Source organism: Calothrix sp. CCY 0018 (assembly GCF_963920925.1).
Lineage (GTDB): Bacteria > Cyanobacteriota > Cyanobacteriia > Cyanobacteriales > Nostocaceae > Rivularia.
The window spans coordinates 80,395-94,211 of the sequence record NZ_CAWUDI010000020.1; the positions used below are offsets into that span (position 1 = coordinate 80,395).

Consider the following 13,817-nt stretch of genomic DNA (forward strand, 5'->3'; position numbering starts at 1 on the left):
TGTCTAATTCTTAATAGCATTTTTATTTTATAATCAAAACTTTAAGTTTGTAGTAAGAATTTTAATCCTAAAGAGGGCTAAAACCTTACTACGAACAAAACTTTTTTAGCAATCCATCATCTCAATTTCACAATTTCCGATGCAAGCAAACCAAAAATAATCAAAAAATAAATCAAAAATAAATCAAAAATAAACCAACAACAAAATTAATAAATCATTAAATATTATTTTATTTTTACAACCTTGCGCCCAAACGTGATAACGTTTATAACTCGTTGCAACTTAAGGGTTTTTCCTCTTTTTGCAACGGATATTTGCTACAACATCATTAACCGTGTCGTAGTTATGTCCTCGTATTTGCACGAGTTAAATTATTAACTATGTCTTCTCAACCTACAATTCAAAGTATATATACCGATGGCGCTTGTACCGGCAATCCAGGTCCCGGCGGTTGGGGTGTTGTTGTTTACTTCGATGATGGCTCAGTCCACGAACTAGGTGATGCATCAAAAAAAACCACTAATAACAGAATGGAAATGCAAGCCGCGATCGCCGGTTTAAATTTTCTACAATCTTCTGCACAAAACAAACCCGTCACTCTTTACACCGACAGCGAATATCTAATTAATTGCGTCACTAAGTGGGTAAAAGGATGGAAGCGTAAAGGTTGGAAGAAATCCGACGGAAAACCTGTACTTAACCAAGATTTATTAGAAATTCTAGATAATCTTAATAATCAACAAATTAAATGGCAACACGTTCGCGGTCACGCTGGTAATATAGGTAACGAACGTTGCGACACAATCGCCCGTGGTTTTGCTTCAGGGAAAATACCATCACTAAAGCGAATACTGGATATAAATATCAGTGATGCTAATTTCGCACAAAAACCCGAAGTTGAGGTATCATCTACATCTAACTCACACATTTCGCCACCCGTTATTAACAAAAAGATACATAATAGTAGTCTTGAATCGGACACAAACAATACGAACACTATGGAATCATCTAGCGCTTCTGCTACTTTGCAAAACGAAGACTTACCACGCGAAACAAGAGTATCGCAACTCCGCAGTTTAGTTGAAACTCTTCGCATTGCTGACGAAATAGCCGAAAAAGGTTACTTAATCACTAGTTCGGAACTAGCGGACTTAATGAACGTCCACGCTAGTGCTGTTACCAGTCGCGGCGACCAATGGCGCTGGAGAAACTGGATAGTTTCACGAGTACGTCGTGAAGGCAACCAAATACTTTGGGAACTCGAACGTGCCGATAAACTTGACGACGAAGAAGGAGAGTAAAAAGAGTTAGGAGTTAGGAATTAGGAGTTAGGAGCTAGGAGTTAGGAGTTAGGAGCTATTTACTCCCCATCTCCCCATTTCCCCATCTCCTTGCCCCCTTGTCCCTTGCCCCTCTCTCCCCCATCTCCCTCAACCATACTCCCTTCCTCGCCACTGTCGCGGGGTGCGTCCGGCTGATAGGAAAATTCTTAAAACTGCTAAGGGGTCTGCTATTGGTGAAAGCCAAAATAACCAGCCCCCTTTAGTTTGGGTTAGATCGTAAGAGGCTGCTATTGCTAAGAGCATTAAGCAACGAATCAATAGTAAAAATAGGTTTAGTGACAGTAGGAGGAGAGGGGGAGAGGTAAGGAAATGGGGGTAGGGGGGGATGAGGAGATGGGGAGAAAGAAGTGATAATACAAGCACTATTATTAAAGGTAAACCTTGTACTGATGCTAGTAACCATAAGTCTCCCCAAGTTTGAGCGCGAGAGGATGCGTCTTTGAGATCGAGGCTTCTTCCCCATTCTTTCCAAGTTTCCGCAGCCCCTTCGTACATCCTTACTTTCAGGACTTTTGCTCCATCCAAGAAACCAACTTTAAACCCAGATGCAGCTATCTGTCTTGCTAAGGTGACATCATCGCAAAATGAACTTTTAGCAGTGGTGTAACCATTTACGCTTTCTAAAACAGAACGACGGCAGAGAAAACACTGCCCGTTCGCCATTACGCGCTCTGCTGAGTGAGTGTTTACCCCGGCGGGGTCAAACCTATAAAGTAGCGTCATTAACAGCGCAGGTTGAAGTAAAGATTCACCGGGATATTTAAGAATAAACTGAGGAGAAAGGGAAACTAAATCGTAATTTTCCTTAGAAGCAGCTTTTACTAAACCAGCAACTAAACCGGGGTGGGGCTGAGTATCTGCATCCATTCCCAAAAACCATTCACTCTTAGGAGAAATATGCAAAAAGCCATTGTGTAAAGCCCAAGGACGACCTACCCAACCTTTAGGTAAAGGGTCATCTGTTATCAAGCGGAAACGCGGATCTTTTTCAGCCGTTGCTTTTACTAAGTCGCGAGTACCATCTTGGGAATTGCTATCTACAACAATGACTTCCCGCACTTCATAACTTGCGCGGCTTAAACCAGTTAATAAAGGGCTAATACGCTCGGCTTCATTGAGAGTCGGAACCACTACGCTAACATTGCCTAAAAGATCCGGTGTTGGAATTTGGGGTTGAATTGGAGGTTGACGAAATGGCCCTTTTAGTAGACGCGACAGCAGAACAAAAACTGCTGGTACCTGAATAAGTAAAACAAAAAGCGAGATACCGCTTAAAAGCTCCTGCATTATTAACCACTGAATTGAATCGTTACTTTACAGCAACTTTGAGAGAAGCAACTGCAACTTCATTCGCTGCATTTTCTGCACCATCATCAGCATAAGACGTTGGTGGTGATGAACTTTTCCACCATAAAACTAAAGCTGGAATAACACCTAAAATTAAACCGAAAGAAACTGGGACAATATAACCATCTCCCAAACTTAGTCCGGCAGCGAAAGTAAAGTTACTTAAATAAACAACCAGAGGTAAAACTAGTTGACTGCGCCATAATTTAATCGGCTTCGGACTCCATATCAAAGCCGCTAAACTCATAAATAGAGCGCTAGTACCAAACCAACCAGCATAGTTACGGTAAGGTGTTCCAAAGAAATCTCCCGGAGTTTCCCAGTACCAGAAAGGAAAAGCAGTTTGACTCATAGCTGGTTCGAGAGCAAAATCCCAACTTGTGAAGAGTAAAGCACCAATCGCGATCGCACCAATATGGCGAATCAAAGTTGGCTTTTCGGCTACCTTTAAACCACTTCTGGCAATTAAGTAAGCTGACAAACCGACATAAAACCAGGACAAAGGTATTGTAAACGGAACTAAACCGCCAATTTTATAACCCAAGCCGCTAAGATAGCTGTAATCGCCAAAAGGAAACCCAGTACTAGTTCCTAGTAATTCACTTCCTACCGATACCAAAACAGAAGGAACCAGAAAACCCAGCCAAGTCTTCCATCCCAAAACCCTACAAGTATAAATAGAGACAGCTATTATTCCGAAAATAATATCCACCACACCACCATTAGCCATACTCAACTGCATGGCTGTTTGTCCAACGTCTCCAAAATTCAAAATCATTTTGGCGTTAGGTATGACCAACATAATACCTATAAGCCCAAAAACCTTAGCCAAAATATGACTTATAAGGCAGACGCGCTCCGCAATAACAGATTGTCTCATGATAATCCCTTAACAAGATATGATAGACCGCAACTTAACCGATCTCAGTTTACAAATGTTTAAGTATTATTGAAATAAATTTTAACAAAATCTTATTTTACCCATAAAGTCCCCAAAATATCTGAACAAGCCTTCTTTAAAATATCAAAGATAGGATTATAGTCTACGGCATTGCAGAAAAAAGAGTACGGCTTTATGTGCAATTACTAACTTAACTACGTCTGCTCTATTACCTTGAATATCAAATAAATTTACTATTATTGCAGGTGAGGCGCAACCAATTATGCTATCTATCATTAAAAAACTTCCTTATCGTTCCCTTACACTTGTATTTCTTACATACAGCGTATTTGGCTGGATATTATCTCAAGAAAATCTACCAACATTTGCATGGTTACTAGTTGTAATTAGTGTGGTAATTCTTGTTGCAGGCATCACTACCCCTTATACAAAAACCGTTAAATATGTTCGCGTTTTATTTAACACAAAGCTTAAATCTTTTGGGTTCGCGGTTTTAGGTGCTTTCTTATTCTTTCTTATTTTTGCTGAGTTCCGAATATTTCTTGATATTATGCTAATTATTAGCGCAACTATCTTAGTAAGACTAGATTTTCAAATGGCTGGGATAAAAGAAACACAAGCCTTTTTCCTTACTTCCCTATTTTCCATATCAGGCTTGATGTTGGGATTTTTATTGAATCTGTTGATTTGATCGAATGGGAATTGGCAATAGGGAATAGGGCATTGGGCATTGGGCATTGGGCATTGGGCATAAAAATCAACACTTTTTAAATAAAAAATAAGACGAGCAATACACCCGTCTTATAATCATTGAAAATCTATCTTATGGGACTTTTAACTTAAGAAGCAACAGCAGCAGGTTCAGCCTCAGTAGCACCAGTGTAAACGCTAACTTTCTTGCGGCTCTTGCCTTTTCTTTCAAAAGTTACAATGCCGTCTATCAAAGCAAACAAAGTATCATCTTTACCGATACCAACGTTGTTTCCGGGGTGATACTTAGTACCGCGCTGACGTATCAAAATATTTCCAGCGCGAACATTTTGACCACCGTAGCGCTTTACGCCAAGCCGTTGAGCATTTGAGTCGCGTCCGTTCCGAGTACTACCCGTACCTTTCTTATGAGCCATATTTTTCTCCTTTTAATAATTGGCGATCAAAACGTTAGAAATTATGAGTTGAGAATTAGGACTTAGGAGTTATGAGTTAAGGAATTTTTATTCTACCTTATGCCCTATGCCCTATGCCGCCACTTGCTACAACGGAGGAAACCTCCGCAACGCAGTGGCTTCCCAATTCCCCATTATTAATTATTCTGCAACAACTTCAGCAGTGACAGCTTCAGCAGGTGCATCTTCAGTATCATCGCTAGTAGTACTTTCAGGTTTTGTGGCGATCGCCGAACCATTCATACTGATTGAATCAATCATTAAACGAGTGATTTCTTGACGATGACCGCGTTTTTTACGGGTTTTCTTTTTCGGCTGCATCTTGTATACCAAGACTTTGCGCCCTCTGAAGTGGCGCATCACCGTTCCTTCTACCGTTGCTCCCGACACTAACGGCTGTCCAATACTAATTTCACCGTCGTGCTGCACGAATAAAACTGAATCTATAGTAATTTTTTCATCCGGTTCGTTGTGCAGTAATTCTATATCGTAAAAGCGACCTGGCTCAACTTTAAGTTGCTTTCCGCCAGTTTCAATAATTGCGTAACTCATTTATTTATCCTTAAAATTGCCGTACAGGTAGCTGGCTTAAAACTTTTAAAATCGTTATATCCAGCTTTTACAACGTGCCTACCTGATCCGAGCAGGAATTAGACAGCCGACAGACAATATTACTATCATGGCGGCTGCTAATGCAAGTTTTTGCTTGCCTTAATTAAAAAATAGTGATATTTAGGCGACAAAAGATTTTATTGCCACTCTAACGTAGTCTAAAGAAGCAATCTTATTATAAAAAGCTAATTTCAAGGTAATTTCGTTATTTGTGCGTAATTTTTGGAGAAGATTAAAATTCAAGATATTAATGCAAATAATTATCGCAGAAAATATGAAAGCAGGTATTACAAAAAAGTTTTAGCGACTTAATAAAGCGTAACTAGAAGTATTTTCTCTTCTAGAAACATTAAATACCGGACTTGAAAAAGAACAAGCTCTCCAGTCACCTTTGACTAAACAATTATTTAATAGCCCGCAAGTACCACCACGCTGACCTAACGGCGTAAAATATTTGCAGCACCTACAGCTTGAAGTAGAACCATTTAAAGCACTCATAATTATCTCTCCAAAAATAAAAAAGCCATTCAAATATCTACTTTGTAACAAATAACCTGGCGATCGGCTAATTATTTGTAAAACTTTGTAATTCTCGATCTATGAATGTTGTTTACTATCATTAATGATTGCGAAAAATAGTTGGTCGTTCCACTATCTTGGGGTTGATATTACTATGGTTTTGTATTCCTTAAGGATGATAGTAGATAATTACCTAAGTAGCGATAATATATCAAATCTTATTTATGATTATTATTTATGAGTCTCAAGCTAATTCCATAGATTCAGACCTTAAAATAGTTTTACCCATAGCTGTCTCAATTCGATTGAGTAATGCTTCTTGACGCAAAGAGAAGAAATATTGAAAGTTATCCGAACGTAAAGTACCTGGATTTATCGCGTGGGATTGCAAGATGTCATCCATCCGTTGCTCTGTAATTTTTGCTTTTTCCTGAAGTTTAGATAAGTAAATACTAGGTGCCTTCGAGCCAATAATTTTATTTGTTCTAGATGATAAAGGTGCTTTGTTAATAATACTGTCGAAAAGTTTGGCTTCGATTCCGTTTTCTTCGCACCATTTTCGCGGAAATATATGATGGATATCAATTGCATCCCCAAAACTCATTAAAGTATCGATTTCATAACCAGTGAGAAAATCGCATCCTTTATCTCGTAGCAGTAAAGCGGATAAACCTTTGTAAGCAGCACTTCTGCGAGTTTTAAGTCCCAGTAAACGATTGGGTGAAAAATTAGCATCTGTGATTGTATCAGGTTCGGAATCATCATCAGCTTGAATCCACTGCAACACCTGCGGTAAATCTTTAGCCATTTGGCTTTCAATTGCACCACTGTAAATTTCGCCAAAAACCCCGCACCAGTACCAGCGCACTAATTTCGCACGCATTAGATCGCTATTTTCCTCTAAAACCGCGAAAATGGCCGCTAAAACGGTAAGTTGAGGCTGGTAGGGCAAATCGATTGCAGTGAATATTTTTTGTGTATGCAGTAATTTTGCAGCCTTTTCAAATCCTTCGGTAACTTTATCTGCCCAGTCTTTATATTCAGTAAGCGTTAGTTTTAATATATCTTTACGAGTACAGCTAATTGCCGGAGCCTTATGTATTTCATAACCACCAAAAATTTGCTTATTGCGGCGATCGCGTGTAGCAAGTAAGGTAACGGCTTGTAAAAAATCGGTGCTAGCAATACCTGATAATACTGGTAATTGCTGCAATCGCTGTTTGCGGGTTTCCCAATCTTCTCGTAATTGGAATTTATCTACAGCAAAGGTAGCGGTAAGTAATTCAAATACCGTAAGGGATACACCACCCGTATTAACTTTCTCAAAAACCTGACAAACAGCTTCTCTAGGAGTTTCTTGACGCAACGATATTACTGGTACTTGATATTGCTCAAACGGCTTGATTACTTTCTGATTAAATTGATTAAAAAGCTTAATTTTGTCTCGATCGTAATCCCAAAATTCGTTGTAATTCGTCATCCAGTCAGAATAGTTAAAGATTTGTGCAACTGGAAATAAACTGTTTTGATATTCTTTTTCCGGTGTTGAATAATCTGCTACAACTTCTTTTCTAAAATTACGAATAATTTTATCTTTTGGTAAACTAATGACTGCTGACTCTCGGTCAAAACTCGGATTTAATGCTTTTTCTATATCAATATAGTACCAACGTTCAATTTCTTTACCTCGTGTATCTTTAGTTTTTGCTGGCTGTTTTAAAAGTAATGCTTGGAAAAGAGAAGTAATACGTTGCTGTCCATCTAAAATAAGTCGTTCGGGTTTGATAAAATCTTTTAATGTCACACCTTCAATTAAACGCTCCTGAAAACGAACCATTACATTCCCAGTTTGCAGCATCATTACTACACCAACCGGATATGAAAGCGAAATACTAGCTAAAATACTACATATTTGCTCGTCACTCCAAACCCAAGCACGTTGGAAATCAGGTAGCTGAGTTTTACCTTTTTTAACACTCTGCAATAAATCTTGTAACGATTCTGTAGTATGGACAAAATTTTTAACTGGCATATCTCGGTATCCTTTGATATTAGTAGTATGCAAATAAAAGCAGTTACAATCAAAGGATTCCCAATTTTGCCTTCATTCTAACTTTGACTTTCAGAGATATAACTAAAAAACGATTAATTACAACCTATTTTCAGCAATCCAATATGAAAAGAATAGAAGTAGAAGCTAGAACGATTTTTGTCGGATTAGCCGGAAGCCACGGTTACGGATTGAATCGCCCCGATTCCGATTACGACTGGAGGGGTGTATTTATCGCACCCAAACAGTATTACCTGGGATTTAACAAAGGAATCGAACAAAAAGATGATGGTTGGAACGAACCGGGAATATATTCTTTTCTAGATAATAGCGAAGATACTGTAATCTATGAATTAAGAAAAATTATTCAGTTATTAGCAGGAGCAAACCCCAATGTTTTAGAATTATTATGGTTAAATGAATATCCGGTTTTAACCCCAGTCGGACAGCATTTAATTAATAATCGAAAACTATTTTTAAGTAAAAAAGTTAAACATACTTATTCCGGTTATGCCTTTGCTCAAATTAAAAAAATAGAAACTCATCGCAAGTGGTTATTAAATCCCCCGCAATCCAAACCAATCCCATCTGATTTTGAAATAGAAAACGAAACACCTTTAATTAAAGAAGAATTAAACGCTTTTCTAGAATATCTATATTTATTAATTAGAGGTAAAATTGAATTTTTAGAAGAAGCAGAACAACTTTATAAATTATTGACAGCGGATATAGACTTTAAAGGAATGTTGAAACAGCATCCTTTACCAGATGAAACAATAGAAAAAACACAGCAATTTACTAATAGCCGTAAAGATTTTATTCGGTTGCTGCAAAGAAGCCAAAGATATCATAATGCATTGAGAGAATGGCAAGCTTATCAATCGTGGAAAAAAAATCGAAACCCTCAAAGAGCGGAAACAGAAAAATTATCCGGTTACGACCTCAAACATGGAATGCACTGCGTTAGGTTGTTACGTAGCGGCTTAGAAATATTACGCAATCAAGAAGTAATTGTAGACAGAAATAAAGTAGGCGATGCTCCCGATTTGAAAGCTATTCTGAATGGCGAATATTCCTACGAACAACTGATGAAAATGGCAGAAGATTTAGTAGCTGAAATGGAAACAGTTTATGAAGAATCAACCTTACCTCACAAACCAGATTTAGAACAAATTAACGATTTATGTATAGAGTTAGTAGAAATGGAAGGGTTTTAATCAGTGAACAGTTATCAATTATCAATTAATGCAAGATGCGAAAGTCCCGATTAATTCAGATTTTGAATAAGGAGTAAATTAAATAAAAATAAGTTTCTCGGGTTAGAAATTCACATTTTCTTTTAAAAGTGCGGTAGCGGGTGGTTGGTGTCGCGGCAGGATAAGCATCAATTCCTAAATCTTGCGCCATTAATACAGCGCGTTTGAGGTGTAAAGGGTCGCTAACAATTAGAAATTTACTTTTAATTAATTTATTTTCAACAGCAACTTTTCGCGCATTGATTAAATTTTGTCGCGTAGTTTTAGATTCAGTTTCAACAAAAATATCTGTTTCTTTTACTCCTCGTTCTACAGCATAACGTTTGCCAACAACAGCTTCAGATGGTTCGTTACTTTCACCAACACCACCTGTAAAAATAATATTGCGGATATTACCATTTTGATAAAGATTAACTGCATGATTAATTCGTTCTCGAAAAACAGGAGATGGTTCGTTACCCCAAACAGCAGCCCCTAAAACAATTGCAGCATCAGCTTTAATATTGTTACTTTCGTTACCGTAAACATAAATACTAAAAGCTGTAGAGGTAATACCCAGCAATAGCGCAGATACTACAGCAATGAAAATAAAATTCAGCCATCGCTTCTTTAATTGAAATTTATTCATAGTAATTTGTTGTTGTGTATTTTATCATCAACAATTACTAATTAATTTCCGTATATTCGCAAAAAATATTCAGTCCAATTTTAAGAATATACAAAACAACAACAGTAGCTATAGCTGGATCGATTGGTAATCCAGATATTCCCACCAAATAAACAATTAACCCAGTAAGTAAAGGCGTGCTAGCTGGATTTTTACTGTATTCTTTAACTTGAGTGCGAAAGCCATCATCACCGCAAAGTTCGTTACGCAAAACATTTAAAGTAGTTTGCCATAAAGATTTTTTCTCCGGTAAAGCTACCACCCCATTTTTTTCTACCCATAAATCTTCAAAAGCTGTAGGGATATTTCCTTTATGTCTTTGCAACTCATCTAATGCCCGTACTCCTGGCGGAAAATCGTGCAAAACCTCTCGCATCGTATGAATTTCAGCAGTTGCTAATTGTGTATTCATCTCACACCTCAATTATTTTTCACAAAAATCAAAATCATCTTACATCGGTAGATGTTGATTTTCTGTAAACTATGAATGAAAGGGAATTGGGCATGGGAGAATATAGGGAGAGAGGGGGAAGAGGGGGAAGAGGGGGGTAGAAGTTTTAACTTATAACTCCTAATCTAAAATCCAAAAGAAACGCATCCGTTGTCAAAATCTAAAATCCAAAATCATCTGATATGCAAATCACTCAATGTTTGCACGTAGCCATTCTCGTCACTGACTTAAACCGTGCCGAACACTTTTATGGTGAAATCTTAAAACTACCTAAAACAGAACGTTCGCGGAATTTTCCCGGTAGCTGGTATCAAGTCGGTGAATATCAATTACACTTAATCGTTGCATCTTCTCTTGCTAATAATTATCAAAACGAAAAATGGGGACGCAACCCTCACATTGCTTTTTCAATTTCCGACTTAGATGCCGCCAAAGAGCGGTTATTAGATTATAACTGCCCAATTCAACCAAGCGCTTCCGGTCGTAGAGCATTATTCACCCAAGATCCAGACGGGAATATTATTGAATTAAGCGAAGTCAAGAGTTAGGAGTTAAGAGTTAGGAATTATAAATCACTGTTCACTGTTAACTGATAACTGTTCACTGTTTGGATGAAGTTCGCATACACTTACAGCAACCCTTTATTAGAACAAGTTCCCGAACCTGTAAGTTTAGGATGGGAAGTAGATAGAGTTTATCAAGATGTGGGAAAACGGTTGGAATTACAGCAGTTATTCAAAGACTGTCAAATAAATCCTCCAGATTGCGTTTTTATCCGACGCTTGGAAGAGTTAGGAGATTCTGTTGAGGAAGTAACATCAAATCTTTCCCAATTTGAAGAGATGGGAATAAATCTGGTTGCTGTAGAACAAAATTATAATTCTGCAACAAAAGCGGCTAATACCCACGCTAATTTACTCAAACTATTACACGAAATTCAGCAACAAAAACGCAGTCGTCGCATCCGTCAAGGACACGCACGCAATCGTTTAGAGGCAGCACCACCACCAGGAAAAGCACCTTATGGCTACCGTCGCGGTAAAGCAAAATATACTATTGACCGCAGTACTTCCCCGGTAGTAAAAGAATTTTTTGATAACTTTTTATTGTATGGTTCGTTACGGGGAGCCGTGCGTAATTTAGCGAAAAAATACGGAAAAAAAATATCCGTTACTACTGGAAGGCGTTGGTTATCTAATCCCGTGTATCGTGGCGATACCGCTTATCGGAATGGGGAAATTATCGGCGACACTCACAGTGCAATAATTTCTCGTGAAGAAGCAGCCCAAGTTGATAGAATTTTACGTCGCAACAGTCGTTTACCGTCTCGTACAGCAAGTGCTAAGCGTTCCTTAGCTGGTTTGGTTGTATGTGGTGAATGTCAATCTCGTATGAGCGTCACTCGCGTTACTTTTCACAGACAAAATAAAGAGTATATTTATTTACGTCCGATTAACTGTGCTAAAAATAAAAAATGTCGTGCTATTTCTTACCAGAAAGTATTAGAAAATACGATTAAAAAAGTTTGTAGTGATTTACCATTAGCGGTAGAAAAGATAAATTATCCTCAATTAGATCGGGTAAAAAATAATTTAACCGAAGCTATTATCCACCAACAACAAATATTAGAACAAATACCAGCATTAATTGAAACTGGAATTTTAGATGAAGAAACTGCCAAAATCAGAACTTATAAACTCCGCACCGAAATCTCAAAACTTCAAGCACAACTAGCAATATTGCCACCAGTCAATTTACGTTCAGTTGCTCAAGCCGTTTCCATTCCGCAATTTTGGTTTGACTTATCTGAAACAGAAAGAAGATTTTATTTTAGAGAATTTATTCGTCAAATCGAGATTATTCGTCAAGACAAAGATTGGGATTTACGAATTATATTTATATTTTAGTTGTTAGTGGTTAGTTGTTAGGAATATTTAATTTTCCCTTTGTCTCCCCCTCTCCCCATCCCTAAATTACGGCTTTTTCCCAGTATTCCGCACGCTGGCAACTTTACTAATTAAATCAAACCAGAAAGGGGCACCCATCGCGATCGCAACACCGCTAATAATCCAGCCGGGAATTGCACGGGCAAATTTGAAAAAAGACGGCAAGCCAGCGTTAGTTGATGGTATGGAGCCTACTTGCTGCTTGATATTGACTTGAGTCCAACCAATCGGTAAAGATATATCTGATAAAACTTCTTCTGTTTGACTTCTAAGGGTTCCAATATCTATATACTTGAGATTGTCTTGATTCTGGACTACTATTTGTCCGGCATTATTCACAATCGTACTTCTTAAAGCTGAATCTGTAGAAAGTCTACTTATCATATGAAATGCATCGGCGTTTGCGATTACAGCAATAGCAAAACCAATTAGTAAGGCAACTCCTTTAGAATTACGCTTGTAAACTCCAGTCGCTCTTTCCATAGAGCTATTAAAAGAGTTTTCCATTTCGTGTCTCAATTCATTAATACCGGATTCTGTTTTATTAATTCTTGTTCGGGTACGATGAGCTAAAACAGTCAGATTTTCGGTGATAGATTGCGGTAAAACACCAGTTAGCTGCTGAAAATGTTGATATGTTTGACTATCTTTATCTTTAATTGACTCTTCAAATTCTTGGTAAACTTTACTACCTTTTTTCATTAATTCAACAATTTCGGTTACATTCGGTTCTAAACCTCCTAAAGTAATTGTTTGTTCGTGTGAAGAAAACATATCTTCCTTTAAAAACTTAAGTCGTCGCACAGAGGCAGTTGTATATTCACTTTCTGGTATTTCTAATTGAAAAGTATCTGTATATCTATCTATACTTTGCGACATCCGACTTATACTAGTATTCAAATCGGCTTTATTTTGGTTGTAATTCCAAATAATTTGCTCGAAATCAGCCTGCATTTGGGCGAATTCTTGATAAATAACGCTCAAAAACTTGGTAAACTTTTGATCTCCTTGTATTTGACCTTCTAAATTAAATAAAATATCTTGTATTTCACCGAGTCTTTCATTTTTAAACTTTTCTAACCTTGATTCCGAAAGTTTTCGAGAAAAATCGGGAATTTTCAAGGTTTCCATTAATGTGGTTGCATAGATATCGGCAGGAATATAAGATGGCCCGCTGTGTTGATTATTACCGAAAATTGTTTGGTTCTGAGTTTTTCCGTTAAAAGGACGACTCAACGAACCTACAGCCCAGGTTACTTTTCTTGGTAAAGTCGCTAAAAATCCTTTCGCTTCTTGATTTATATTTCTAACTAAAGGATTACCATAAATTTGATTTACTAATTGAATTATTTTTGCTTCTTCAGAATTACCAACACCACCTGCAATTAAAATTTCAATAGATTTTCTGAGGTGCGTGGCACGCCATTGTAATAATGTGGCAATCAATTCTTGGATTTCGGAAGCTAATAAACTTAGAATCAAGTAAGTAAATACTAAACCTAAAGCAATATCAAAGATAAAAGGTAGACTCATATTCTTTTTCTCTCCTAGTATTTAAT

At 37.5% G+C, this 13,817-nt stretch carries 14 protein-coding genes; 5 read left to right on the top strand and 9 right to left on the bottom strand.

Going from position 1 to position 13,817, the window contains the following annotated elements:
• Positions 1-380 precede the first annotated feature (380 nt).
• Positions 381-1,301, top strand: a complete 921-nt coding sequence (gene rnhA / locus ACM03V_RS16090) for a ribonuclease HI (RefSeq protein WP_414621797.1) — start codon at positions 381-383, stop codon at positions 1,299-1,301.
• Between the two features lie 129 nt (positions 1,302-1,430).
• Here rnhA and cruG read toward each other — a convergent pair whose 3' ends face one another.
• Positions 1,431-2,630, bottom strand: coding sequence for a 2'-O-glycosyltransferase CruG (gene cruG, locus ACM03V_RS16095; protein ID WP_414621798.1), 1,200 nt, complete (start codon positions 2,628-2,630; stop codon positions 1,431-1,433).
• 22 nt (positions 2,631-2,652) lie between these two features.
• A complete protein-coding gene (gene cruF / locus ACM03V_RS16100) occupies positions 2,653-3,570 on the bottom strand; it encodes a gamma-carotene 1'-hydroxylase CruF (RefSeq protein WP_414621799.1) in 918 nt (305 codons plus the stop codon).
• 283 nt (positions 3,571-3,853) lie between these two features.
• Here cruF and ACM03V_RS16105 point away from each other — a divergent pair, with 283 nt between their 5' ends.
• Entirely contained in the window at positions 3,854-4,282 is a 429-nt protein-coding gene (locus ACM03V_RS16105; RefSeq protein WP_414621800.1) for a hypothetical protein, read from the top strand.
• Positions 4,283-4,430: 148 nt separating this feature from the next.
• Here the strand turns inward: ACM03V_RS16105 and rpmA are convergent, their stop codons facing one another.
• The 4 genes from rpmA to ACM03V_RS16125 form a co-directional block, all read right to left on the bottom strand.
• Complete coding sequence (gene rpmA, locus ACM03V_RS16110) at positions 4,431-4,718, bottom strand: 50S ribosomal protein L27 (RefSeq protein ID WP_414621801.1); 288 nt, start codon at positions 4,716-4,718, stop codon at positions 4,431-4,433.
• A gap of 180 nt (positions 4,719-4,898) precedes the next feature.
• Positions 4,899-5,309 carry a 50S ribosomal protein L21 gene (gene rplU / locus ACM03V_RS16115; protein WP_414621802.1) on the bottom strand — a complete coding sequence of 137 codons (411 nt, stop codon included), beginning with the start codon at positions 5,307-5,309 and terminating at the stop codon, positions 4,899-4,901.
• A gap of 360 nt (positions 5,310-5,669) precedes the next feature.
• Positions 5,670-5,867, bottom strand: a complete 198-nt coding sequence (locus ACM03V_RS16120; protein ID WP_414621803.1) for a hypothetical protein — start codon at positions 5,865-5,867, stop codon at positions 5,670-5,672.
• Positions 5,868-6,132: 265 nt separating this feature from the next.
• The gene (locus tag ACM03V_RS16125) at positions 6,133-7,920 is read right to left on the bottom strand and encodes a GmrSD restriction endonuclease domain-containing protein (protein ID WP_414621804.1); all 1,788 of its coding nucleotides are present in this window, start codon (positions 7,918-7,920) and stop codon (positions 6,133-6,135) included.
• Between the two features lie 143 nt (positions 7,921-8,063).
• Here ACM03V_RS16125 and ACM03V_RS16130 point away from each other — a divergent pair, with 143 nt between their 5' ends.
• Positions 8,064-9,155: a DNA polymerase beta superfamily protein gene (locus ACM03V_RS16130; RefSeq protein WP_414621805.1), complete on the top strand. Its 1,092-nt coding sequence runs from the start codon at positions 8,064-8,066 to the stop codon at positions 9,153-9,155.
• Between the two features lie 55 nt (positions 9,156-9,210).
• Here ACM03V_RS16130 and ACM03V_RS16135 read toward each other — a convergent pair whose 3' ends face one another.
• Both ACM03V_RS16135 and ACM03V_RS16140 read right to left on the bottom strand, forming a co-directional pair.
• Entirely contained in the window at positions 9,211-9,822 is a 612-nt protein-coding gene (locus ACM03V_RS16135) for a YdcF family protein (protein WP_414621806.1), read from the bottom strand.
• A gap of 37 nt (positions 9,823-9,859) precedes the next feature.
• Positions 9,860-10,273, bottom strand: a complete 414-nt coding sequence (locus ACM03V_RS16140; protein WP_414621807.1) for a hypothetical protein — start codon at positions 10,271-10,273, stop codon at positions 9,860-9,862.
• A 221-nt stretch (positions 10,274-10,494) separates the two neighbouring features.
• On the opposite strand from ACM03V_RS16140, the gene ACM03V_RS16145 reads away from it, so the two are divergent.
• Complete coding sequence (locus tag ACM03V_RS16145) at positions 10,495-10,860, top strand: VOC family protein (protein WP_414621808.1); 366 nt, start codon at positions 10,495-10,497, stop codon at positions 10,858-10,860.
• A gap of 63 nt (positions 10,861-10,923) precedes the next feature.
• Positions 10,924-12,219 (top strand): recombinase family protein, encoded by a 1,296-nt coding sequence (locus ACM03V_RS16150; protein WP_414621809.1) that lies wholly within the window; start codon positions 10,924-10,926, stop codon positions 12,217-12,219.
• Between the two features lie 66 nt (positions 12,220-12,285).
• Here ACM03V_RS16150 and ACM03V_RS16155 read toward each other — a convergent pair whose 3' ends face one another.
• On the bottom strand, positions 12,286-13,791 hold the full coding sequence (locus ACM03V_RS16155) for a hypothetical protein (protein ID WP_414621810.1): 1,506 nt from the start codon (positions 13,789-13,791) through the stop codon (positions 12,286-12,288).
• Positions 13,792-13,817 lie beyond the last annotated feature (26 nt).